Source organism: Kribbella sp. NPDC051936 (assembly GCF_040680955.1).
GTDB lineage: Bacteria > Actinomycetota > Actinomycetes > Propionibacteriales > Kribbellaceae > Kribbella.
This window is the reverse complement of sequence record NZ_JBFAXS010000003.1, coordinates 582,461-605,348: the sequence shown is the minus strand read 5'-3', so window position 1 is coordinate 605,348 and position 22,888 is coordinate 582,461. Positions and strand designations below refer to the sequence as shown.

Sequence of the window (22,888 nt, the reverse complement as noted above, 5' to 3'; positions counted from 1 at the left end):
CAGGTCAGGCGGTGATGCGGTCCAGGATCAGCGGGCCGTGTTCGTACGACTCGGCGACCTCCACCGCGTCCGCCAGGGACTCGAGGGCGCGCTCGATGCGGCTGGGATCGTCGGTGTGCAGCGTCAGCAGCGGCTGACCTTCCTGGATCCGGTCGCCCGGCTTGGCGTGCATCTCCACACCGGCCACCGCCGACACCGGGTCCTCCTTGCGCGCCCGCCCCGCACCGAGGCGCCACGCCACGACCCCGACCGCGAGCGCGTCGAGCTTGGACAGTACGCCGGACGCCGGCGCGGGTACGACGTGCTGCTCGGGAGCGACCGGGAGCTCGGCCGACGGGTCACCGCCCTGCGCCGAGATCATCGCGCGCCAGGCGTCCATCGCCGTACCGTCGCGCAGCTTCTCGGCCGGATCGACACCGGTGACACCGGCCGCGGCCAGCATCTCGTTGGCCAGCGCGACGGTGAGCTCGACCACGTCGGCCGGACCGCCACCCGCGAGCACCTCGACCGATTCCCGGACCTCCAGGGCGTTTCCGGCGGTCAGTCCCAGCGGGACGGACATGTCGGTGAGCAGGGCAACGGTCTTCACACCAGCGTCGGTGCCCAGCGCAACCATCGTCTCGGCCAGCTCCCGGGCGTCCGACAGGTGTTTCATGAACGCCCCGGAGCCGACCTTCACGTCCAGCACCAGAGCGCCGGTGCCCTCCGCGATCTTCTTGCTCATGATCGAGCTGGCGATCAGCGGGATCGCTTCGACGGTGCCGGTCACGTCGCGCAGCGCGTACAGCTTCTTGTCCGCGGGCGCCAGACCGTCACCGGCCGCGCAGATCACCGCACCGACCTCCTCGAGCTGCCGCATCAGCTCGTCGTTCGACAGCGCAGCCCGCCAGCCGGGAATCGACTCCAGCTTGTCGAGCGTGCCGCCGGTGTGCCCGAGGCCGCGGCCGGACAGCTGCGGCACGGCGACGCCGCAGGCCGCCACCAACGGAGCCAGCGGCAACGTGATCTTGTCGCCGACGCCACCGGTCGAGTGCTTGTCCGCCGTCGGCCGGGACAGCGTGCCGAAGTCCATCCGCTCGCCGGACGCGATCATCGCCGCGGTCCAGCGGGCGATCTCGCGCCGGTTCATCCCGTTCAGCAGGATCGCCATCGCCAGCGCGGACATCTGCTCATCGGCGACGTCGCCCTTGGTGTAGGCGTCGATCACCCAGTCGATCTGCCCGTCGCTCAGCTCGCCCTTGTCGCGCTTGGCCCGGATGACATCCACCGCGTCGAAACTCATTACTCCTCCAGAAACTCGGGCCCGAACGCGTCCGGCAGCAGCTCGCGCAGCGGCCGGACCCCGGTCGCGGTCTCGATCAGCAGCCCCGCGCCGCCGTTCTCGTGCAGCAGCTGCCGGCATCGGCCGCACGGCGTCAGCAGATGCTCGTGCCGGTCCACACAGGTGAAGGCGACCAGCCGGCCGCCCCCGGTCCGGTGCAGGTCCGACACCAGCCCGCACTCGGCACACAACGTCAATCCGTACGACGCGTTCTCGACGTTGCATCCGGCAACGATCCGCCCGTCGTCGACGTACGCCGCCGCGCCCACCGGGAATCCGGAGTAGGGCGCGTACGCCCGCCGCATCACCTGCACGGCCGTCTCGCGCAGACGCGCCCAGTCGACATCCATTGTCGAAGCACCCCTCACCACCCGACGAACCCCCATTTGCCTGGTTGGCCCACCGGCTTGGGGGTTCTACACCCTGAATCAGGGTGTAGAACCCCCAACCTGGCTGGTTCGCCAGGCAAACGAAGTCGGGCGGAGCTACTCGGTGACGTAGGGCTCACCGTCGGCCTTCGGTGCTCTGACCCGGCCCACCAGCCCGGCCACCGCGATGATGGTCGCCAGGTACGGCGCCATCAACAGCAGCTCGCCGGGGATCGGCGTCTGGATGATCTGCAGCTGGGACTGCAACTGGGTCGCGAAACCGAAGAACAGCGCCGCGACCATCGCACCGATCGGGTGCCAGCGGCCCATGATCAGCGCGGCCAGCGCGATGAACCCGTTGCCCGCGGTCATCTCCTTGCTGAACGAACCGGCGTACCCCACGGTGAAGAACGCGCCGCCGAGCCCGGCCAGGACACCGGCCGCGAGCACCGCGGAGTACCGGATCCGCTTGACCTTGATACCGACCGTGTCGGCCGCCTTCGGGTGCTCGCCGACCGCCCGGATCCGCAGGCCCCAACGGGTCTGGAAGAGCACGAACGTGACGACCGCGACCGCGAGATAGGTCAGGTACACCAGGATGGTCTGGTTGAACAGGATCGGCCCGATGAACGGGATGTCGGCCAGCCCCGGGATCTTCACCGCCGACAGTACGGCCGGCGTGTTCAGCTTCTCGGCCTGCGGCTGCATGAACTGGTCGAACAGGAAGCCGGTGATACCGGTCGCGAACACCACCAGGACGACGCCGAGCACGACCTGGTTGACCAGGTACTTGATCGAGAACACGGCCAGCAGCCACGCCATCACCACACCGCTGGCCGCCGCCGCGATCAGCGCCGCGGCGGAGCTGTTCGTCGTACTCGACACCAGCGCCGCGGTGAAGGCGCCGACCAGGAACTGGCCCTCGATCGCGATGTTGATGACACCGGCCCGCTCACACATCACCCCGGCGAGCGCGCCGAGGATCAGCGGCGTCGCGAAGTTCAGCGTGCCCTGGAACTGGTTGGCCAGCGGGAAGGTCTTGCCCGCGGCCGCCCAGCACAGAAACGCGCCGATGAAGCAGATTCCGAGCAGAGCCGCCAGGTAACCGGAGTACGACTGCGGGACCCGGCGCAGCAGGTAGGCGCCCGCCGCGATCACACCGAGGATCCCGAGAACCAGCGCCGCGAACTGGGCGGGGATGCCGAGCAGGTTGTGCTGCAGGTCGCCGGACACCAACTGGAAGGTCGCCTTGCCGCCCTTGGTGAACACCGCCAGGCCGAGCCCGATCAGCGCGAACACCAGCATCACGCCGCCGACCCGCAGCCGGCGGGTCCGGTCGGCCGGGGCCTCGATGGCCTGCGGCTTCGGTGCGGCCGCGGGAACCGCGTCCGGGGTGGTCTCGCTCATCCGTTCCAGCCTTTCGCGAGCACTGCGCCGGCGCCGCGTTCCTTCGGCAGGAACCGGAAGATCGAGCGCACCAACGCCGGGGCCGCGACGAACAGCACGATCACGGCCTGCAGGACAGTGGTCAGGGTCAGCGGTGTCTGCGTGACCAGCTGCATCTGCAGACCGCCCGCGTTCAGCGCGCCGAAGAGCAGGCCGGCCAGCACGGTGCCGAGCGGCGTACCGCGGCCGAGCAGCGCGACCGTGATCGCGTCGAACCCGACCGAGGCCGCGACCCCGTCGGTCAGCGGCAGGTCGGTGCCGAGCACCTGCTGGGTCCCGGCCAGACCGGCGAGCGCGCCGGCCACGACCATCGCGATCACGTACGCGCGGCCGACCGACATACCGGCCGTCCGGGAGGCCTCCGCGTTCGCGCCGACCGCCCGCAGTTCGAAGCCGATCGTCGACCGGTTCAGCAGCCACCAGACGAAGACCGCGGCGAGCAGCGCCAGGAAGAACCCGATGTGCAGCCGGGTGCCGCCGAGCTGCGGGTACTGCGCGTTCGCGTCGACGATCGGGGAGATCGGGTCGGTCCGCCCCGGCCGCCGGAACGTCGACGTGGTCAGCAGCCAGGCGAGCAGGTAGATCGCGACGTAGTTCAGCATGATCGTCACGATCACCTCGTGCGCGCCCGTCCGGGCCTTCAGCAGGCCGACCACGCCGCCCCAGAGCGCACCGCCGATCAGGCCGGCGACGATCGCGACGATCAGGTGCAGCACCGGCGGCAGGTGCCAGGCGAAACCGACGTACGCCGCGAGGATCGCGCCCATGATCAGCTGGCCCTGGGCGCCGATGTTGAACAGCCCGGTACGGAACGCCAGCGAGACCGCGAGGCCGCCGCAGATCAGCGGCGTTGCCTGGGTCAACGACTCGCTGATCGCCGTCCAGCTGCCGAACGCGCCGACCGCGAGCGCCTTGTACGCCTCGCCGACCGCGCTCAGCGCGGCCGAGACGGTGTCCATCGGCGCGGCCCCGAAGTACTTGACCGTCGCCTGCACCTGGTCGTCACCGACGATGATCAGGATCGCCCCGACCAGCAGGGCCAGCACGATCGCGCTCAGCGAGACCAGGCCCTGGACCGCCCAGTTCGGCAGGCCGGACCCTCGCGGCTCCTTCGCGGGCGCGGGCGCCGGCGCAACCTCTGTCTCAGTGCTCATCAGATGGTTCCCAGGGTCGTCGGGTGTTCGATCGCCTCGTCGTGCGCCTGCGTCTTCGAGGCGCCGGCCATCATCAGGCCCAGCTCGTCGCGCGGCGTGTCGGACGGTACGACGCCGACCACCTTGCCGCGGTACATCACCGCGATCCGGTCCGCCAGCGCGGCGATCTCGTCGAGCTCGGTGGACACGATCAGCACCGCCGTCCCGCGGTCGCGCTCCTCCACGATCCGGCCGTGCAGGAACTCGATCGAGCCGACGTCCACGCCGCGGGTCGGCTGCGAGGCGACCAGCAGCCGCAGCGGCCGGGACAGCTCGCGGGCCAGCACGACCTTCTGCTGGTTGCCGCCGGACAGCGACGACACCGGCAGGTCGATGCCCTGGGTGCGGATGTCGAACTCCTCCACCCGGGCCTGCGCGTTCTTCTCGATCTCGTCGGTGCGCAGCGCCAGCCCGTTGCCGAACGGCGGCTTGCGGAACAGGTCGAGGACCAGGTTCTCGGCCACCGAGAACGAGTCCACGAACCCGTCGTGCCAACGGTCCTCGGGGACGTACCCGATGCCCGCGTCGAGTCGATGCCGGGTGCTCCGGCCGGTCAGGTCCTGCCCGTCCAGCGAGATCTTCCCGGCCGCGATCGGGGTCAGCCCGAGCAGCGCCTCGGCGAGCTCGGTCTGACCGTTGCCCTGGACACCGGCCACCGCGAGGATCTCGCCGGCCCGCACCTCGAGGTCGACGTCGTCGACGGCGGTGAACCCGCGCTCGTCGATCACGGTCAGCCCCTCGACCCGCAGGACGGCGTCCTTCGGCGCGGCGGGTTCCTTGTCCACCACCAGGTCGACCGCGCGGCCGACCATCAGCTCGGCGAGTTCCTCCTCGGACGCGGACGGCTCGGCCTGGCCGACCACCTTGCCGCGGCGGATCACGGTGATCTTGTCCGCGATCGCCTTGACCTCTTTGAGCTTGTGGGTGATGAAGACGATCGAGGTGCCGTTCTCCTTGAGCTGGCGCATCACGCCGATCAGCTCGTCGATCTCGGCCGGGGTGAGCACCGCGGTCGGCTCGTCCAGGATCAGCACGCTGGCGTCGTTGACGAGCGCCTTGATGATCTCCACCCGCTGCTGCACGCCGACCGGGATGTCTTCGACCAGCGCCTCGGGGTCGACCTCGAAGCCGTACCGGTCGGACAGCTCGGTGACCAGCGCGTGGGCCTTCTTGCGGTCCAGGACGCCGCCGGCCCGGGTGTTCTCGCGGCCGAGCATGATGTTCTCCGCGACGGTGAACACCGGGACCAGCATGAAGTGCTGGTGCACCATGCCGATCCCGTGCTTGATCGCGTCGCTCGGCGAGGTGATCTTGACCTTCGCGCCGTCGATCACGATCTCGCCCGAGTCGGGCTGCAGCAGGCCGTACAGCATGTTCATCAGCGTGCTCTTGCCGGCGCCGTTCTCACCGAGCAGGCAGTGGATCTCCCCCGGCTCGATCACCAGGTCGATGTGGTCGTTGGCGACCAGCGAGCCGAAGCTCTTGGTCAGACCGGAAAGCTCGAGGTGCATCGGGCAGCCTCCCCTTCAGACGGCGAGCCAGGAAGGCGCGACCTGTGGGTCTGCTGCCTTCCTGGCTCGCACCGTACTACGCAAGTGCGTCGTGGTTCAGGAGGCCTTCGGCTGAACCTTCGACTGGACGGTGATCTTTCCGCTGATGATGTCGGCCTTGATCTGCTCCAGCTCCGACTTCACGTCGGCCGGGATCTTGCTGTCGAACTCGTGGAACGGCGCCAGCGCCGTACCGTTGTTCTGCAGCGTGCCGGTGAACTGGGTGTTGTCGAACTTGTTGTCGACGACCGAGACGACCGCGTCCTTCACGGCCACGTCCATGCCCTTCTCGACGCTGCTCAGCAGCACCGAGCAGTACTCCGCGGCGCTGATGCAGCCGTCGGTGTCGACCCAGATCGCGTTCACCTTGCCGTTGCTGGCCTTGGCCGCCTGCAGACCGCCCAGGCCGGACGGGCCGGCCACCGGGAAGATCACGTCGGCGCCCTGGGTGATCAGGTTCTGCGCGTTGTTCTGGCCCTTGGCCTTGTCCTCGAAGTCACCGGTGAACAGACCCGCCTGCTTGGCGTCGTCCCAGCCCAGGACCTGGACGTTCTTGCTCTTCTGCTGGTTGTAGTAGCGCACGCCCTCGGCGAAGCCGTCCATGAAGATGGTCACGGTCGGGATCTTCAGACCGCCGAAGGTGCCGACCTTGCCGGACTTCGACATCGCGGCGGCCAGGTAGCCGGCCTGGAAGCTGGACTGCGCGGTGTTGAACAGCAGCGGCTTCAGGTTCGGGATCGGCTTGGCCGGGGCCGAGTCGACGATCGCGAACTTGATGTTCGGGTTGGCCGTGGCCGCCTTCTCGGTGGCGTCCTCGAGCTTGAAGCCGACGGCGACGATGACGTTGCACTTGGCGTTGACCATCGCGGTCATGTTGGTCGGGTAGTCGTTGTCGGACTTCGACTCGGCCTTGACCTCGGTCAGGCCCTTCTCCTTCACCGCGTCCTGCAGGCCCTTGTACGAGGTCTGGTTGAACGACTTGTCGTCGAAACCCCCCGAGTCGGAGACCATGCAGGCCTTGAAGTCCTTGTTGGCGCTGCCGCCTGCGTTGTCCTCGGTCGGCTTGCTGCCACAAGCGGCGACGGCAAGCGTCACTACGCCCACGATCGCCGTTCCCCGCACGTACTTCTTCACCGGACGTCTCCTTCGTCGACCAGATTCTTTTGCTGCCGCACGCCTTCCCCCACGTGCCGCATCCGCAGACTATAGGGCGACCGCCGTCCTTCTTTGAACGTCAAGCAGGCCTCGATACCGGAAAGTGACCGGCGTTCGCGTCACATTTCGACAACTTCTCCGGTGCGCTCACCCGGTGCTGCCTGGGCGTCACGGTGCGCACGCTCCGTGGTTGCGCTCACCGTCCGTGGCCGTGACGGGCGGTGACGACCGGGGAGCGCCCCGTCGGGCGGTGGTTGCGGGATGAAACAATCGCGGGATGAGTCATCAGTTGCTGGTCGCGGACGTCCTGGCGCGCGTCGAAGCGGTGCGCGAGGACATGGTCGAGGTACGGCGCGACCTGCACGCGCACCCCGAGCTCGGGTGGCACGAGGTACGGACGACCGAGCTGCTCGAGAAGCGGCTCGTCGACGCCGGCTTGTCGCCGCGGGTGCTGCCGACCGGCACCGGGCTGATCTGCGACATCGGCTCCGGCGACACCTGCGTCGCACTGCGGGCCGACATCGACGCGCTGCCGGTGTCGGGCGGCGTGGACGCGCCGTGGCGGTCGACCGTCGACGGTGTCGCCCATGCCTGCGGCCACGATGTTCACACCGCGGCCCTTCTCGGTACGGCGCTGGTGCTGGCCGGGATGGCGCGCGACGGGCAGCTGGACCGGCGGGTCCGGGTGATCTTCCAGCCGGCCGAGGAGGTCATGCCGGGCGGCGCGCTCGGGGTGATCGCGGCCGGCGGGCTGGACGGCGTACGCCGGATCTACGGCCTGCACTGCGATCCGCGACTCGAGGTCGGTCAGGTCGGCCTGCGCATCGGCGCGCTGACCGCCGCCGCCGACAAGCTCCTGGTCCGGCTCACCGGCCCCGGCGGCCACACCTCACGGCCGCACCTGACCGCGGACCTCGTCTACGCGCTCGCGACCCTGGTCACCGAACTGCCCGCCGCACTCTCCCGCCGGGTCGACCCGCGCGCCGGCATGTCACTCGTCTGGGGCCGCATCACCTCCGGCTCCGCCGCCAACGCGATCCCGTCCCGCGGCGAGGCCGAAGGCACCCTGCGCTGCCTCGACGTCGCCGCCTGGCGCCTGGCCGACGAGCTCATCCCGTCCCTCGCGGCGCAGATCGTCGAGCCGTACGGCGTCGAGGTCGACACCGAGGTCACCCACGGCGTACCGCCGGTGATGAACGACGCGATTGCGATCAACATCCTGCAGAACGCCGTCCACCAGACCCTGGGCGCCGGCGCCGGCGCCCCCACCGACCAGAGCCTCGGCGGCGAGGACTTCGCCTGGTACCTGGAACACGTCCCCGGCGCCATGGCCCGCCTCGGCGTCCGCCCACCCACCCAGCAAACCGCCGCCGACCTCCACACCCCCGGCTTCGCCCCTTCCGAAGAATCCATCACCATAGGCACCACAATCCTCACCGCCGCCGCCTTACTGGACTGAGATCTCCTGCCGCCTCCGGCGGGGCGCGCGTCCCCTGCTCACGCCGCACTGCACCAACGGCACGAGCTGCGGCTGGGCGCAACGGAACGGACACCACCTCGCGTCGGCCATCGGCTGCGGTGGTCCGCGCGCATCGAAGACCTGCGTCGACCTGGCCCGCTCCCTGGGCGGGCATGGTGCGCTAATGTCCGCAAGCATGTTCGACGTGCGAGGTAGGACGGCGCATCTGGCGTGGTACCGGACCGATGAGGCGATCGCCGATGTCGCGTTCCTGCACGGGTTCTCGGACTCCGCGCAGTGCTGGGAACCACTGCTCGACGAGATGCCCGGGATCCACGCGCTCGCGATCGATGCGCGCGGGCACGGTGAGTCCGGGCTCCCGGAGGAACCCTTCCGCTACACCGCCCTCCGCGACGACGCCGCCCTCGTACTCTCGAGCCAGCCACGCGACGGCGGAATGGTCGTCGTCGGCCACTCGATGGGCGCGATGTCGGCCGCGTACCTGGCCGCAGCGAGGCCCGACCTGGTCCGCGCAGTCGTACTGGAGGACCCGCCGACCGGCGGCGCGGATGCCCACCAACAGGACGAACCCTGGTCCGAGCCCCCCTGGCTCACCGAGATCCGAGCCCTAGACCTGCCCGCGCGGGTCGCGCAAGGCCACGCCAACGACCCCGACTGGCCCAACGACGAACTCGAACCCTGGGCCACCTCGAAGGCCCAACTCAACCCGCACATGTTCGACCTGCCGTACCAGGACCCGCTCCCGCTGACAGACCTGCTCACCGAGATCACCTGCCCCGTCCTCCTCATCCACGGCGACACCGAACGCGGCTCCTTGATCTCCACCGAGTACGCCGAACGATGCACCCGAGCAGCCGCCGGCGACTTCAACGCCACACACATCCCCAACACCGGCCACTCAGTACACCGCGACAACCGCCAGCAGTACCTCGCAGCCCTCGCCGCCTTCCTGAACCACCACCGCTGAACCCCTCGGCGGCTATTGCCAGGATCGCGGGTTTGGTTGCCAGGTCCCGCTGGTGCCATGGCCGGCAAGGAGCTCGTCCAAGCATCTGCCGCAAAAGGCGAGCGCCAGACTCCCCGAGCCCTTTCAACGACTGCGCACCATGCAGGTCAGCTCTCGTGTGCTTACCGCCGACGACCGCCGGCGGTTGGCTCCGGCGAAGCGACACCGTGGGTCCGCCACACCACATTCCCGGGCGCCGCGGCACTCCAGCAACAGCACACGATCCGCACCCGCCGAAGGCGGCAGAAAGACAGCCGCCGCGAAGTGGTGACCATTACCGCCGCACTACATTCCCGGACGCCGCAGCACTCCAGCAACGCGCGTGATCTGCACCCGCCGAAGGCGGCAAAAGGCAGCCGCCGTGGAGCAGTGTCCATTGGGCGGTGGCGTTTTCAGGTGTTGGTCAGAAGGTGTCGGCGGGGACGTATACGCCCCATACGTCTCTGAGGGTGTTGCAGACTTCGCCTACGGTGGCTCGGGCCTTCAGGGCCTGTTTCATGGGGTAGAGGCAGTTGTCGTTGCCCTCGGCAGCTTTCTTCAGGGCGGCCAGTGCCTCGTCGACGGCGGACTGGTCGCGGGTTGCGCGGAGGGTGGCGAGGCGGTCGACCTGCTGGGCCTCGATGGCGGGGTCGACGCGGAGCGGTTCGTACGGCTCCTCCTCGGCGATCTTGAACTTGTTCATGCCGACGACGACGCGTTCGACGGAGTCGATCTGCTGGGCAATCTGGTAAGCCGAGCGCTCGATCTCCTGTTTCTGGAAGCCCTTCTCGATGGCGGCGACCGCGCCGCCGTACTCCTCGACCTGATCCATCAGCTCGACCGCGGCGGCCTCGACCTCGTCGGTGAGCGACTCGACAACGTACGAGCCGGCGAACGGATCAACCGTCGCAGTGACGTCGGTCTCGTAGGCGAGGACCTGCTGCGTGCGCAACGCGAGCCGGGCCGCCTTCTCGGTGGGCAGTGCGATCGCCTCGTCGTACGAGTTGGTGTGCAGCGACTGGGTCCCGCCGAGCACGGCGGCCAGGCCCTGGATCGCGACCCGCACGAGGTTGACCTCGGGCTGCTGCGCGGTGAGCTGTACGCCGGCCGTCTGCGTGTGGAACCGCAGCATCAGCGACTTGGGATTCCGGGCGCCGAACTCGTCCTGCATCACCCGGGCCCAGATCCGCCGCGCCGCGCGGAACTTGGCGACCTCCTCGAGGAACGTCGTCCGCGCGACGAAGAAGAACGACAGCCGCGGCGCGAACTCGTCGACGTCCAGCCCGGACGCGACCGCGGCGCGGACGTACTCGATCCCGTTCGCGAGCGTGAACGCGATCTCCTGCGCGGGCGTCGCACCGGCCTCGGCCATGTGGTAGCCGGAGATCGAGATCGTGTTCCAGCGCGGCAGCTCCGCCTGGCAGTACGCGAAGATGTCGCTGATCAGCCGCAGCGACTCCTTCGGCGGGTAGATGTAGGTGCCGCGGGCGATGTACTCCTTCAGTACGTCGTTCTGGATCGTCCCGGTGAGCTTGTCCCCGGAGACGCCCTGCTCCTCGGCCACCAACTGGTACAGCAGGAGCAGCACGGATCCCGGCGCGTTGATCGTCATCGAGGTGGACACCTGGTCCAGCGGGATCTTGTCGAACAGCACCCGCATGTCGTCGATCGAGTCGATCGCCACCCCGACCTTGCCGACCTCGCCGTGCGCGATCGGGGCGTCGGAGTCGTAGCCCATCTGGGTCGGCAGGTCGAACGCGACCGACAGGCCCATCGTCCCGTGGTCGATCAGCTGGTGGTACCGCTGGTTCGACTCGGCCGCGGTGCCGAAACCGGCGTACTGCCGCATCGTCCACGGCCGCTGGGTGTACATCGTCGGGTACACGCCGCGGGTGTACGGGAACTGCCCCGGCTCCCCGAGCTTGGCCGCCGGGTCGAACCCGTCCAGCGGCCCGTACACCGGCGCGAACTCGAACCCCGACTCGCTGCGATGACTCATCCCCCAACGGTATTCCGAACCAGCACCGCACTGGTATGCACCACCGGGTGAGATCGAGCACGCGCGCTGAGCTGTTGACTCGTGACGTGGGTCACATCAGGCTGCCGCCATATGCACCGTCGACCGGGGAGGGGCGACATGCGGAGAACTTCTGTTTTCATCGCGGTACTGGCCGTCGTAGCGGGGGCACTGGCCGTGGGGCAGGCGGCGACAGCAGCGCCGGCGCCAGGGGGTGACGGGCTCGAGGTGTACGTCGGCGACCTGAACACCCAGCAGCTGCAGAAGGTCGTGGACGCCGGCGTGGACCGCGCCGACCTCGCCACCGGGAAGGGCGCCGGCGGCACCACGAGGGTCGAGGTCGTCATCTCGGAGCGGCAGGCGGCGAAGCTCCGTTCGGACGGCGTCGATCTGAAGGTCAAGAAGGTGAAAGGACACACCGCCAGCGAGGAGGCCGCCCGGCTCGCGGCGGCCGGCCCGACGGTGTTCCGCCCGTACAGCGGGGCCGGCGGACTGCTCGAAGAGCTGACCCAGACGGCCGCCGCGAATCCTGGGTTGGCCAAACTCGTCTCGATCGGTACGACGGTGCAGGGCAAGCCGATCGTCGCCGTCAAGGTCACCAAGGACGCACGCCTCGTCACCGACGGCTCCCGGCCCTCGGTGCTGTACTCCGGCACCCAGCACGCGCGCGAATGGATCACGCCTGAGATGGTCCGGCGCCTGATGCACTACGTCATCGACGGCTACGGCCAGAGCGCCGACATCACGAATCTGCTGAACACCACCGAACTCTGGTTCCTGCCGGTGGCGAACCCGGACGGCTACGACTACACGTTCGTCGGCGACCGGCTGTGGCGGAAGAACCTGCGCGACAACAACAACGACGGCCAGATCGCTCCCGGCGACGGCGTCGACCTGAACCGCAACCTGGCCACCAGGTGGGGCTACGACAACGAGGGATCGTCACCCGACCCGAGCAGCGACACGTACCGCGGCCCGTCCCCGGGCTCCGAGCCGGAGTCGAAAGCTCTCGACCAGCTGTTCCAAAGGGTCCGCTTCACGGAGCTGATCAACTACCACTCCGCCGCCGAGCTCCTGCTGTACGGCGTGGGCTGGCAGGTGAGCACGCCGTCGCCGGACGACGTCATCGCCGAGGCGATGGCCGGCGACGACGCGAATCCCGCCGTACCGGGCTACGACCCGGACATCTCGGCCGAGCTCTACACGACCAACGGCGAGACCGACGGCCACGTGACGGACACGTACGGGACGATGGCGTTCACGCCGGAGATGTCGACCTGCCAGACCGTGTCGGCCGCGAACCCGAACGACCAGTGGCTGCCCGAGGACTGTGTCAGCGTCTTCAGCTTCCCCGACGACGAGGCGCTGATCCAGGCCGAGTTCACCAAGAACATCCCGTTCGCGCTGTCGGTCGCGAAGTCGGCGCACGACCCGGACGACCCGGTCTCGGTGGTCGGCAAGAAGGCCGCCGACCTGGTGGCCGACCCGTTCACGGTCTCGTACGGCACCACCCAGCCGGTCGCCGTGATCGCCAAGCGGGCGTTGAAGAACCTGCGGATCAACTACCGGATCAACGGCGGCGACGCGATCGACGACAAGGTCGCGGAGTGGAAGGGCGGCGAGCGGTACGGCGACACCGGCGACCGCTACTACGCCGAGTTCCGCGGCACCGTACGCCGTACCAAGCCCGGCGACTCCGTCGAGGTGTGGTTCACCGGCAACAAGGTGGGGACCGGGGCGGTCTCCAGCGCGCACTTCACCTACAGGGTGGCAAGCGACATCGGCGGACAGGTACTGATCCTGGCCGCGGAGGACGTCACCGGCGCCAGCCCGGCGCAAGGACTGACGACAGCTCGCTACGCCTCCAACTACGCCAGCGCACTCACCGCGGCCGGAGTCACTTCCGACGTGTACGACGTGGACGCCAACAGCCGGACCGCTCCGCATCCGCTGGGCGTGCTGTCGCACTACAAGGCCGTGGTCTGGGAGACCGGCAACGACATCATCACGCGCAAGGTCGGCCAGCCGGGAGGTACGGCGGCCGAACTGGCGCTCGACCTGGAACTGTCGGTCCGCGACTACCTCAACGAGGGCGGCAAGCTGCTGTACACGGGCAAGTACGCCGGCTTCGCCAGCAACCAGGACGGCGCGTACTACTACAACCCGTTCGAGGAACAGCAGGGCGAGTGCACCACGCCGCAGGCGTACCCGTGTCTGCCGTTGCTGAACGACTTCGAGCAGTACTGGCTCGGCGCGTACTCCCAGGTCGACAACAGCGGCAGCGACAGCAACGGGACCCCGTTCCCGATCACCGGGACGTCCGGCGCGTTCAACGGGTTCGCCGGGACACTCAACGGCGGCGACTCGGCCAACAACCAGGACCACACCAACGCGTATGTCCTCACGTCGAGTGTGTTGCCGGCGGCCCAGTTCCCGCAGTTCGCGAGCTCGGCGCCACTGAAGTGGCAGCGGCCCGGCGGTGCGCCGTTCGAGCCGTTCACGGGCACGCACTACGTCTACAGCCAGCGCGCGGACATCAGCTACAAGCGGCTGACGCGGACGGTGGATCTGACCAGCGTGACCGCCAGCACCCAGCCGTCCCTGTCGTTCAAGTTCTCCTACAACACCGAGGCGGACTGGGACTACGTCTTCGTCGAGGCCCACACCGTCGGACAGGACGACTGGACCACGCTCCCGGACCTGAACGGCCACACGTCGCAGGACACCGGCCAGAGCTGCCCGGCCGGTTGGGTGGCACTGCATCCACAGCTCGGGCATTACCAGGGCTCGGACTGCTCACCGGCCGGCACCACCGGAAGCTGGAACGCGGCAACGGGTTCCAGCGCGGGTTGGCAGGACTGGAAGGTCGATCTCGCGCCGTACGCCGGGCATCAGGTCGAACTCTCGATCAGCTACGTCAGTGACTGGAGCACCCAGGGCCTCGGCACCTTCGTCGACGACACCACGGTCACGGCCGGCACGACCGTAACGACGTCGTTCGAGACCGACCTCGGCGGCTGGACCGTCGCCGGTCCGCCACCTGGCTCGGCGGCGAACCCGAACGACTGGATCCGTACCACGACCGCCTTCGTCGAGGGTGCCGGTGTGACCACACCGGACACGGTGTACCTCGGCTTCGGCGCCGAAGGCCTGACCACGCAGGCGATGCGCACCGACCTCGTCCAGCGGTCGATGGCGCACCTGTTCGGCACGCCGTAACCGGATCGTCGGCAGGGCGGTCAACCGGCCGCCCTGCCGACGAACGGATCCCAGAGTTCGCGTGCGACTAACCCAGCACATCCCGGTGGCAACCTGAAGGACACTTCAAGGCCCTGCAGCCGTCGCCAGGGCATCGACGCGGTGTCACGAGAGCGTCGCCCAGGGTTCATGGTCGGTGAGGAACCTTCGAGATGTGCGAATCGTGATGGTGGCCGAGACCTTCCTGCCGCAGATCAACGGCGTGGCGAACACGGCTCGCCACGTCGCCGACCGGCTGCGTGCCCGCGGGCACGAACTGCTGATCATCGCCCCCGGGCCGGGCCCCGACAGCTACGGCGACGTCCCGGTCCTGCGCGCCCGGAGCTTCCGGACGCCGGGCTACAAGGAGTACCCGGTCGGTCTGCCGGACCCGTCGATCGAGCGGGCGATGGCCGAGTTCCGGCCGGACCTGGTGCATCTCGCCTCGCCGTTCATCATCGGCGCGTACGGGCTGCGCGCCGCCCGCAGGCTCGGCGTACCGACGGTCGCGATCTTCCAGACCGACATCGCCGGTTTCGCCCGCCAGTACCCCTGGTACGCCGCCGCCGACCGCGGCATCTGGCGCTGGGTGAGCCGCACACACTCCCGCGCCGACCGTACCCTCGCGCCGTCGACCTCGGCCGTCGACGCGTTGGTCCAGCGCGGCGTACCGCGGGTGCACCGCTGGGGCCGCGGCGTGAACCTCGACCTGTTCGATCCGTCGAACCGCGACGAACAGTGGCGCCGGGAGATCTCGCCGGACGGTCGGCCGATCGTCGGGTACGTCGGCCGACTGGCGGCCGAGAAGAAGGTCCGGCGGCTCGCGGAGCTGACCGGCCTGGACTGCCGGATCGTGGTCGTCGGCGACGGGCCGGACCGCGCCGCGCTCGAGCATGCGTTGCCGACGGCAACTTTCCTCGGGATGCGCCGCGGCGCCGACCTGGCGTCGATCTTCGCCGGCCTGGACGTGTTCGTGCACACCGGCGAGCACGAGACGTTCTGCCAGACGATCCAGGAGGCGCAGGCCTCCGGCGTCGCGACCGTCGGCCCGGCCGCCGGCGGCCCGCTCGACCTCATCCACCCCGGCGAGAACGGCCTGCTGTTCGAGCCCGGCAAGCCCGGGTCGCTCCGGTCCGCGGTGAAGACCCTGCTCGACCACCCGTCGGCCCGCGACCGGATGGCGGCCAACGGCCTGCACCGCGTGCAGTCCCGCACCTGGCCCGCGGTCGTCGACGACCTGGTCGACCGGCACTACGCCGAGGTGCTGCGGGACGCGGCCGCCGTACGGCGGGTTGCATGAGCGGCTTGCGGATCGCCCAGCTGGCCAATTTCGTCGGGCCGACGTCCGGCGGGATGCGGACCGCGATCGAGCACATCGGCCGGGGGTACGCCGAGGCCGGCGCCGAGCGGATCGTGATCACGCCGGGCGAGCGGGACTCCGTCGTCGAGACCGAGCTCGGCACGATCGTTCGGGTGAAGGCGCCGAAGGTGAGCGGCGGGTACCGGCTGATCACCACGCCGTGGACCGTGATCGACGTGCTGAAGCGCTTCGGGCCCACCACGGTGGAGATCTCCGACAAGTCGACGCTGCTCCCGGTCGCGCGCTGGGCCCGCAAGAACGACATCGGCACGGTGCTGTTCAGCCACGAGCGCCTCGACGCGATGCTCGCCCTCGGCGCGGCGCGTCCCGGTCAGCTCGGCGGCAACGACGTACTCCGGCCCGGCCGGATGCTCGGCGCCGGGACGCAGTGGTGGGGCGCGGACGGCGTGAAGTACAGCCAGCTCGGGATGGTCGCCACGGTCGCCGCGCTGTACAAGATCCTCGGCCGCACGTACGACGCCGCGGTGGTCACCTCGCGCTACGCGGCCGCCGAGTTCGACGAGGTGACGACGCCCCTGGTCCGGATCCCGCTCGGCGTCGACCTCGACACGTTCCACCCGTCACTGGGTTCGCCGACGGACGACGGCGTCCTCAAACTCGTCCACGCCGGGCGGCTGTCCCGCGAGAAGAGCCCGCACCTCGCGGTCGCCACCGCCGCCGAACTGCACCGCCGCGGCGTGAACGTCCGGATGGACGTCTACGGCACCGGCCCGCACCTCGACGAGCTGATCGAGATCGCCGGCGACGCCCCCGTCACCTTCCACGGCTACGTCGACGGCCGCCGTACCCTCGCCAAGCACCTCGCCGAAGCCGACATCGCCCTGTCCGTCTGCCCCGGCGAAACCTTCGGCCTGGCCGTCCTCGAAGCCCTCGCCGCCGGCACCCCGGTGGTCACCGCCAACACCGGCGGCGCCCGTGAACTGGTCGACGAATCCTGCGGCCGCTGGGCCCCCGCCAACCCGAACGCCCTCGCCGACGCCGTCCTGGCCCTCGCCGACCACCCCAACCGCCGCCACGCCGCCCGCCACCGCGCCGAGCTCTACACCTGGCAAACCTGCGTCACCCGCATGCTCAACTTGCACAGCCGATTGGCCCAATCTCGTGTCGCGGCGTGACTTTCGCAACTCCCGTCTCCTGAGAGCTAACTGAGTTGCCGTAAGGCCCGATCGCCAGGTAGTTAATTACCTTCCACCGGTGCCACTCGGGGTGCGCCGGAGTCCCCTGACCTGGAGATTCGATGCGTCGCGCCCGTAAATCCGCGCTGTTCCGAACAGCCCTGGCCGCCGTGCTGGCTGCCGTCACTGTCCCGTTCCTCGCCCACGCCGCCTTCGGCGATACAACGGCTCTGACCGCCCCTGCCGCTCAACTGTTCCCGACCCGTACCGGAGTCGGCATCACCTGGGAACCGGTCACCGCCACCAGCTACCAGGTCGAACGCCGGACGATGTTCGACTGGCAGACCATCAGCGGAATGTTGCCCTCGTCGACGGTCAGCTGGATCGACGAGTCGATCGCGGCCGGCGCCACCGCCGACTACCGAGTCGTCGCCACCACCGGTACCGAGTCCGCAACCAGCGGTGAACTCAAAGCCACGCGCCCCACCGAGTACCCAGCCGTCGGCACCGTGGACGCGCTCGCCCTGGATGCGAACAGCGGCGCCGGCTTCACCTGGCTCAAGGACGAGGTCGCGGGCCCGGTCACTGCCTCCGCACCTGCCAACGGCACCCGGACGCTGTCGGCCGGCACGATCTCCCTGAAGATGCCCGCCTTCCTGGCCGGTGCGGGGTACTACGAGGTGCCGATCGAACTGACCCAGGGCGGCCGCACCTGTGCCACCACGGGCGTCTTCCGGGTCAAGTCACTGACCTACACGCCGGACCTGCAGCTCGAGACGTTCGCGAGCTCGCTGGGTGCCTCCTGCCCGGGTGCCGAAGGCACCGGTCTGCTCGAGATCCGGTACCGGAGCAAGTCCGGCTACCAGATCGTGTCCGTCACCCCGGACAAGCTGGACGCCGGCCGGGTCCTGGTCGGCAGCTCCAAGAGCATTCCGGTCACCATCAAGAACACCGGCAGCGACTACGTGCAGCTGGGCAACTACTCCTTCTCCTCCGGCGGTCGCGACTGGACGGTGGCCGCCCGGGACTGCGGGCAGTACCTGCCGACGGGGGCATCGTGCACGGTGACCCTGAAGTTCGAGCCGACCCAGGCCCTCGGCGAAGTGGGCGACCGGCTGACGATCGGCGACTCGACCGGCCTCCAGCACCACGAGGTCAAGCTGACCGGCACGTCCGTCTCGTTGCCGAGCGCCCCGAACGTCTTCAACGTCGCGTCCACCTACACGGGCGTCGCACTGTCCTGGCAGACCTCGAAGACCGCCGGCGGTACGCCGGTCCGCGGCTACTTCGTGCACCGGTTCCTGGACGGTGTCGAGACGACGCAATGGGTCGAACCCGAAGCCAAGCCGTGGATGAGCCTGATCGAGACCGCCCCGAAGCCCGGGACGAAGTACGCGCTGTCGGTCGTCAACGAGATCGGCGAGGGCCCGGCCAGTACTCCGACGGCGGCCGGACGGCCGACCGAGCAGCTCGCTGTCACCATCGGCCAGCCGAACACCGAGCTCGCCTCGTCGACGCTGTCCGGATACGTCGTACCCGTTCCCACCGATCCTGAGCCCGTCACGCCGAAGGACTCCCTCGCCGCCGCGCCGGACGGCCGGGTCCTCGCCTACACCACGACCGACAGCGAGCAGATCCTCTGGACTCAGCTGATCGGCCCTGGTCAGCGCGGTGGAACGGGCAAACTGTGGACGTCCGCCGCGCCCATGACCCACCTGGCGTGGTCGCCGGACGGCTCGCGGATCGCCTTCCAGTCGCCCGAGAACGAGACACCGTGTGTGTACGTCATCCCGGCGGTCGGTGGCACGCCTGTGAAGATCGCCTGTGACGTGACCGGTCCGAGCTGGATGCCCGACGCCCAGACCCTGATCGTGTCGGACCGCCGGTTCGACGGCGCCGACCGCTTCGCCCGGATCCAGGCCGCGCCCGGCGGCGCCCGGGTGGCGACCATGCCGGCGCCTACTGCGGCCGCGGACGGCGCGCCGGTGAGGGTCTCGCCCGACGGTCAGCGGGCCGCCTTCGGCGCCGGATCCGACGTCAAGCTGATCTCACTCACCTCGGACAAGATCGAGGTGGCCGGATCCCTGGACTCGGCCGTCCGATCGATCGCCTGGAACCCCGACGGCACGTCCCTGATGGCGCTGACCAGCGGGAACAAGCTCTACAGCGTCAACCCGAGCACGCTGCGATCGGTCGAACTGGACACCAACACGGTTGCCCCGCGCCGCGACATCGCCTGGCAACAGCTCCGCCTGGTGATCGCGGCACCTCCGCGGGTGGTCGGACCGAACGTCTCGATCCTCTTCGACAGTTCCGCGTTGCTGTCCGGTACTACGTTCACCTGCTCCGCGGGCGGATCAGCACCGGCGCCTTGCACCTCGCCGTACCAGGCGACCAGCCTGCGCCAGGGTGAGAACACGGTGACGGTGACCGCCACAGAGCCGGACGGCAGGGTCACCACCGTCCGCCGCACCCTGACCGTGGACGCGACAGGGCCGGTCGCCCGGGTCACCGCACCGGCCTACCAGTCGTCCGTTGCGGCGACGGCCAAGATCGCGGTCGCGGCGACGGATGCGGCCGGCGTGGCGTCGTACGACGTGCGCTACCGGCGGGCCTCGTTCGCCGGGCCGTACAGCGCGTACGTCCAGCCGTGGACGAACACAACCGCGACCTCGATGAGTCTCGCGGTGGCGGCCGGTTACGAGTACTGCGTTTCGGTGCGGGCGAAGGACAAGCTCGGGAACGTCGGCGCCTGGAGCGCGGAGCGCTGCTTCTCGCGGCCGCTGGACGACCGGTCGATGACGATGGCCACGACCGGTTGGGGCCGGGGATCGTCGTCGAAGTTCTACTTCGGGACCGACACCCAGACGACGGCGTCCGGGAAGGCGCTGACGCGGACCGTCCAGGGGAAGCGGTTCTTCCTGGTCGCGACGCGGTGCCCGAGCTGTGGAGCGGTGGCGGTCTACGCCGGGAACAAGCTGCTGACGACGGTCAACCTCGCCTACCCGACCACGCACTACCAGGTCCTACTCGGGCTGCCCGTGCAGAGCACCGTCTTCAGCGGAACGCTGACCGTCCGCACGGTCACCACCGGCAAGATGATCCAGATCGACGGCCTCGCGGTCGGCCGAAGCTGACAGTGCAGCTCGACAGGACGTGTCGCTCAGTCCGACAACGAGAGGCGCCGGACTGAGCGTGCCCCGCGACTCGGCGAGCGTACACGTCCTGTCGAGCTTGCACGTATCAGGTGAGGTGGTCGTAGTCGCCGGTCGGCGGAGCGGCGTACGACGTTCTTGGCCCTCCACCACCGCTGGGCCCACGCCCGCGGCGCCTACGTCCAGCCGTGGACGAAGACCACCGCGACGTCCATGAGCCTCGCGATCGCGGCCGGGTACGAGTACTGCGTGTCGGTGCGGGCGACGGACAAGCTCGGGAACGTCGGCCAGTGGAGTGCGGAGCGGTGTTGTTTCTCGCGGCCGCTCGACGACCGGTCGTTGTCATTGGCCTCGACCGGCTGGACGCGGGCGACCGGATCGGTCGCGGTGTACGCGGGGAACAGGTATCTGACCACGGTGAATCTCGCCTACCCGACGACTCACAAGCAGGTGCTGCTCGGTCTTCCGGTGCAGAGCACGCTCTTCAGCGGCACCCTCAAGTTCGTGAACGCGTCCAGCGGCAAGCTCGTGCAGATCGACGGGCTCGCGGTCGGCCGGACCTAGGCAACTGAGCCGGACGCCCCCGCCGCGGGGCGTCCGGCGTACGGCTTACGTCAGGTGGTCGTAGTCGCCGCGGACCCAGGCCGCATGACGGTCGGCGGAGCGGCGGACTACTGCTTTGGCGTCGACCGGGATGACCGAGCCGAAGTTGTTGTAGAGGCGGTCGTACTCGAACGGGTCCAGGGAGCGGGCGACCCGGTCGACGACGGCGCCGGACAGTGGGATGCGGTTCGGGTAGCTGCGCATGAAGCTGACCGAGGTGCGGTCCGGGTTGGCGAAGATGGTGTCGCCGGACAGGATCACTCCCTTGCCGTCGGCACCGTTCGCCCAGTGCACGACCGCGCTGCCGGGGAAGTGGCCGCCGGGCTGGATCAAGGTCACTCCGGGTAGCGGGGTGAGCTCACCGGACCAGGTCTTGATCACCGGGTCCCGCCGCGCGACCCACTCCTGGTCCGCCTCCGACACGTACACCGGTACGTCGCCGAGGCGGTGGCTCCACTCCACCTGGACGCCGTACATGTGCGGGTGGCTGGCGACGATCGCGACCACGTCGCCGAGCGCGCGGATCCGGCCGACGGCGTCGTCGTCCAGGTACCCGATCGGGTCCCAGAGCAGGCTGCCCTCGGCGGTTGTCACCAGCATCGACTGCTGCCCGATCCCGACCGGCGGCTTCGAGCGGACGCCGTACAGGCCCGGCTCGACCTCGTCGATGGTGACCTCGGTGCCGGCCGCGGCCAGCTCCTCGAGCGTGGTCCAGTGCTGGCCGTCGGCGGGCACCCACTGCCGCTCGTCGGCACAGATCGCGCACACCTCGACCTGCTCCGAGTGCTCCACCGCACACGTCGCACAGATCCAGAAACTCACCGTAACTCTCCCCTCTCAGCGGAAACCGCCAGTGTTCTCGTTCAAGCTCAGTTGAAGTCAAGGGCATCGAAGGGCCACCGTCGAGGGCCACTCCGGGCCCGGGTCGCTGGGCCACCGACGCGACCGATCTCACACCTGTCAGGACATTTCGGGGTCGGCGGCGGGACTAGCATCGAATCGGCCTGGATTCCGCCAGGCTCGGGAGCTCCGATCGGAGGACGGTTTGCCCAGCAAACCAGCCGGCACGCTCTACCGCGGCCGGGAGGGCATGTGGTCATGGGTCGCGCACCGGATCACCGGTGTCGGGATCTTCTTCTTCCTGCTGGTGCACGTGCTGGACACCGCGCTGGTCCGGGTGTCGCCGGAGGCCTACAACGAGGTCATCGGCACCTACAAGAACCCGGTCGTCGGCCTGCTCGAGGTCGGCCTGGTGGCGGCGATCCTGTTCCACGCCTTCAACGGCATCCGGCTGATCCTGGTGGACTTCTGGGCCAAGGGCCCGCGCTACCAGCGGCAGCTGATGATCGGCGTCGGCGTCCTCTGGGTCGTCCTGTTCGTCCCGTTCGTCATCCGCCATCTGACCCACGTGTTCGGAGGCTGAGATGAGTGACATCGCGGCTCCCCGGTCCAGCAGCCGCTCGCGGAACCTGAAGGGCGGCGGCCGGAACCGCTCCGGCCAGACCAACTTCGAGCTGTACAGCTGGCTGTTCATGCGGCTGTCCGGGCTCGCGCTGGTGATCCTGGTGCTCGGCCACCTGTTCGTGAACCTGATGCTCGGCGGCGGCATCACCGCGCTCGACTTCGGTTTCGTGGCCGGCAAGTGGGCCAACCCGCTGTGGCAGGTCTGGGATCTGCTGATGCTGTGGCTGGCCATGCTGCACGGCACCAACGGGCTGCGCACGATCGTCAACGACTACGCCGAGAAGGACCAGACCCGGTTCTGGCTGAAGGCCCTGCTGGTCACGGCCGCGATCGTGATCGTGGTCCTCGGCACCCTGGTGATCTTCACCTTCGACCCCTGCCTCGACCCCAACTCCACGTTGTCGGTCTGCAAATAAGT

General features: G+C 69.1%; 17 protein-coding genes. 9 read left to right on the top strand and 8 right to left on the bottom strand.

The window, feature by feature from the left end; all coding sequences use genetic code 11:
* Nucleotides 1–4 precede the first annotated feature (4 nt).
* From AB0L64_RS13120 to AB0L64_RS13095, 6 genes are all read right to left on the bottom strand, one after another.
* The gene (locus AB0L64_RS13120) at nucleotides 5–1,282 is read right to left on the bottom strand and encodes a thymidine phosphorylase (protein WP_363710353.1); all 1,278 of its coding nucleotides are present in this window, start codon (nucleotides 1,280–1,282) and stop codon (nucleotides 5–7) included.
* Complete coding sequence (locus AB0L64_RS13115; RefSeq protein WP_363710352.1) at nucleotides 1,282–1,671, bottom strand: cytidine deaminase; 390 nt, start codon at nucleotides 1,669–1,671, stop codon at nucleotides 1,282–1,284. The genes AB0L64_RS13120 and AB0L64_RS13115 overlap by 1 nt, the downstream gene beginning before the upstream one ends.
* Before the next feature lie 135 nt (nucleotides 1,672–1,806).
* Entirely contained in the window at nucleotides 1,807–3,096 is a 1,290-nt protein-coding gene (locus tag AB0L64_RS13110) for an ABC transporter permease (protein WP_363710351.1), read from the bottom strand.
* A complete protein-coding gene (locus tag AB0L64_RS13105) occupies nucleotides 3,093–4,289 on the bottom strand; it encodes an ABC transporter permease (RefSeq protein ID WP_363710350.1) in 1,197 nt (398 codons plus the stop codon). The genes AB0L64_RS13110 and AB0L64_RS13105 overlap by 4 nt, the downstream gene beginning before the upstream one ends.
* On the bottom strand, nucleotides 4,289–5,839 hold the full coding sequence (locus tag AB0L64_RS13100) for an ABC transporter ATP-binding protein (protein WP_359941773.1): 1,551 nt from the start codon (nucleotides 5,837–5,839) through the stop codon (nucleotides 4,289–4,291). Before AB0L64_RS13100 ends, AB0L64_RS13105 begins: the two co-directional genes overlap by 1 nt.
* A gap of 96 nt (nucleotides 5,840–5,935) precedes the next feature.
* Nucleotides 5,936–7,012 (bottom strand): BMP family ABC transporter substrate-binding protein, encoded by a 1,077-nt coding sequence (locus tag AB0L64_RS13095; RefSeq protein ID WP_363710349.1) that lies wholly within the window; start codon nucleotides 7,010–7,012, stop codon nucleotides 5,936–5,938.
* A gap of 298 nt (nucleotides 7,013–7,310) precedes the next feature.
* Here AB0L64_RS13095 and AB0L64_RS13090 point away from each other — a divergent pair, with 298 nt between their 5' ends.
* Both AB0L64_RS13090 and AB0L64_RS13085 read left to right on the top strand, forming a co-directional pair.
* Nucleotides 7,311–8,492, top strand: coding sequence for an amidohydrolase (locus AB0L64_RS13090; RefSeq protein ID WP_363710348.1), 1,182 nt, complete (start codon nucleotides 7,311–7,313; stop codon nucleotides 8,490–8,492).
* A 184-nt stretch (nucleotides 8,493–8,676) separates the two neighbouring features.
* Nucleotides 8,677–9,480 (top strand): alpha/beta hydrolase, encoded by an 804-nt coding sequence (locus AB0L64_RS13085; RefSeq protein ID WP_363710347.1) that lies wholly within the window; start codon nucleotides 8,677–8,679, stop codon nucleotides 9,478–9,480.
* 442 nt (nucleotides 9,481–9,922) lie between these two features.
* Here the strand turns inward: AB0L64_RS13085 and AB0L64_RS13080 are convergent, their stop codons facing one another.
* Nucleotides 9,923–11,497, bottom strand: a complete 1,575-nt coding sequence (locus AB0L64_RS13080; protein ID WP_363710346.1) for a methylmalonyl-CoA mutase family protein — start codon at nucleotides 11,495–11,497, stop codon at nucleotides 9,923–9,925.
* A 138-nt stretch (nucleotides 11,498–11,635) separates the two neighbouring features.
* Here AB0L64_RS13080 and AB0L64_RS13075 point away from each other — a divergent pair, with 138 nt between their 5' ends.
* The 5 genes from AB0L64_RS13075 (at nucleotide 11,636) to AB0L64_RS13055 (ending at nucleotide 20,967) form a co-directional block, all read left to right on the top strand.
* Nucleotides 11,636–14,734, top strand: coding sequence for a M14 family zinc carboxypeptidase (locus tag AB0L64_RS13075; protein WP_363710345.1), 3,099 nt, complete (start codon nucleotides 11,636–11,638; stop codon nucleotides 14,732–14,734).
* Between the two features lie 193 nt (nucleotides 14,735–14,927).
* Nucleotides 14,928–16,052, top strand: a complete 1,125-nt coding sequence (locus AB0L64_RS13070) for a glycosyltransferase family 1 protein (protein ID WP_363710344.1) — start codon at nucleotides 14,928–14,930, stop codon at nucleotides 16,050–16,052.
* Nucleotides 16,049–17,248, top strand: coding sequence for a glycosyltransferase (locus AB0L64_RS13065; RefSeq protein WP_363710343.1), 1,200 nt, complete (start codon nucleotides 16,049–16,051; stop codon nucleotides 17,246–17,248). Before AB0L64_RS13070 ends, AB0L64_RS13065 begins: the two co-directional genes overlap by 4 nt.
* A 122-nt stretch (nucleotides 17,249–17,370) precedes the next feature.
* Complete coding sequence (locus tag AB0L64_RS13060) at nucleotides 17,371–20,385, top strand: hypothetical protein (RefSeq protein ID WP_363710342.1); 3,015 nt, start codon at nucleotides 17,371–17,373, stop codon at nucleotides 20,383–20,385.
* Between the two features lie 156 nt (nucleotides 20,386–20,541).
* A complete protein-coding gene (locus AB0L64_RS13055) occupies nucleotides 20,542–20,967 on the top strand; it encodes a hypothetical protein (protein WP_363710341.1) in 426 nt (141 codons plus the stop codon).
* A gap of 45 nt (nucleotides 20,968–21,012) precedes the next feature.
* On the opposite strand, the gene AB0L64_RS13050 is transcribed toward AB0L64_RS13055, so the two are convergent.
* Complete coding sequence (locus AB0L64_RS13050; RefSeq protein ID WP_363710340.1) at nucleotides 21,013–21,828, bottom strand: MBL fold metallo-hydrolase; 816 nt, start codon at nucleotides 21,826–21,828, stop codon at nucleotides 21,013–21,015.
* Between the two features lie 223 nt (nucleotides 21,829–22,051).
* On the opposite strand from AB0L64_RS13050, the gene sdhC reads away from it, so the two are divergent.
* A complete protein-coding gene (sdhC, locus tag AB0L64_RS13045) occupies nucleotides 22,052–22,429 on the top strand; it encodes a succinate dehydrogenase, cytochrome b556 subunit (protein WP_363710339.1) in 378 nt (125 codons plus the stop codon).
* A gap of 1 nt (nucleotide 22,430) precedes the next feature.
* Nucleotides 22,431–22,886: a succinate dehydrogenase hydrophobic membrane anchor subunit gene (locus AB0L64_RS13040; protein WP_363710338.1), complete on the top strand. Its 456-nt coding sequence runs from the start codon at nucleotides 22,431–22,433 to the stop codon at nucleotides 22,884–22,886.
* The last annotated feature ends 2 nt before the right edge of the window (nucleotides 22,887–22,888 follow it).

What these genes read in the sequence shown, in the direction of transcription:
- AB0L64_RS13120 (WP_363710353.1), bottom strand. Translation starts at nt 1,282, where the DNA reads ATGAGTTTCGACGCGGTGGATGTCATCCGGGCCAAGCGCGACAAGGGC.
- AB0L64_RS13115 (WP_363710352.1), bottom strand. Translation starts at nt 1,671, where the DNA reads ATGGATGTCGACTGGGCGCGTCTGCGCGAGACGGCCGTGCAGGTGATG.
- AB0L64_RS13110 (WP_363710351.1), bottom strand. Translation starts at nt 3,096, where the DNA reads ATGAGCGAGACCACCCCGGACGCGGTTCCCGCGGCCGCACCGAAGCCG.
- AB0L64_RS13105 (WP_363710350.1), bottom strand. Translation starts at nt 4,289, where the DNA reads ATGAGCACTGAGACAGAGGTTGCGCCGGCGCCCGCGCCCGCGAAGGAG.
- AB0L64_RS13100 (WP_359941773.1), bottom strand. Translation starts at nt 5,839, where the DNA reads ATGCACCTCGAGCTTTCCGGTCTGACCAAGAGCTTCGGCTCGCTGGTC.
- AB0L64_RS13090 (WP_363710348.1), top strand. Translation starts at nt 7,311, where the DNA reads ATGAGTCATCAGTTGCTGGTCGCGGACGTCCTGGCGCGCGTCGAAGCG.
- AB0L64_RS13085 (WP_363710347.1), top strand. Translation starts at nt 8,677, where the DNA reads ATGTCCGCAAGCATGTTCGACGTGCGAGGTAGGACGGCGCATCTGGCG.
- AB0L64_RS13080 (WP_363710346.1), bottom strand. Translation starts at nt 11,497, where the DNA reads ATGAGTCATCGCAGCGAGTCGGGGTTCGAGTTCGCGCCGGTGTACGGG.
- AB0L64_RS13075 (WP_363710345.1), top strand. Translation starts at nt 11,636, where the DNA reads ATGCGGAGAACTTCTGTTTTCATCGCGGTACTGGCCGTCGTAGCGGGG.
- AB0L64_RS13065 (WP_363710343.1), top strand. Translation starts at nt 16,049, where the DNA reads ATGAGCGGCTTGCGGATCGCCCAGCTGGCCAATTTCGTCGGGCCGACG.
- AB0L64_RS13060 (WP_363710342.1), top strand. Translation starts at nt 17,371, where the DNA reads ATGCGTCGCGCCCGTAAATCCGCGCTGTTCCGAACAGCCCTGGCCGCC.
- AB0L64_RS13040 (WP_363710338.1), top strand. Translation starts at nt 22,431, where the DNA reads ATGAGTGACATCGCGGCTCCCCGGTCCAGCAGCCGCTCGCGGAACCTG.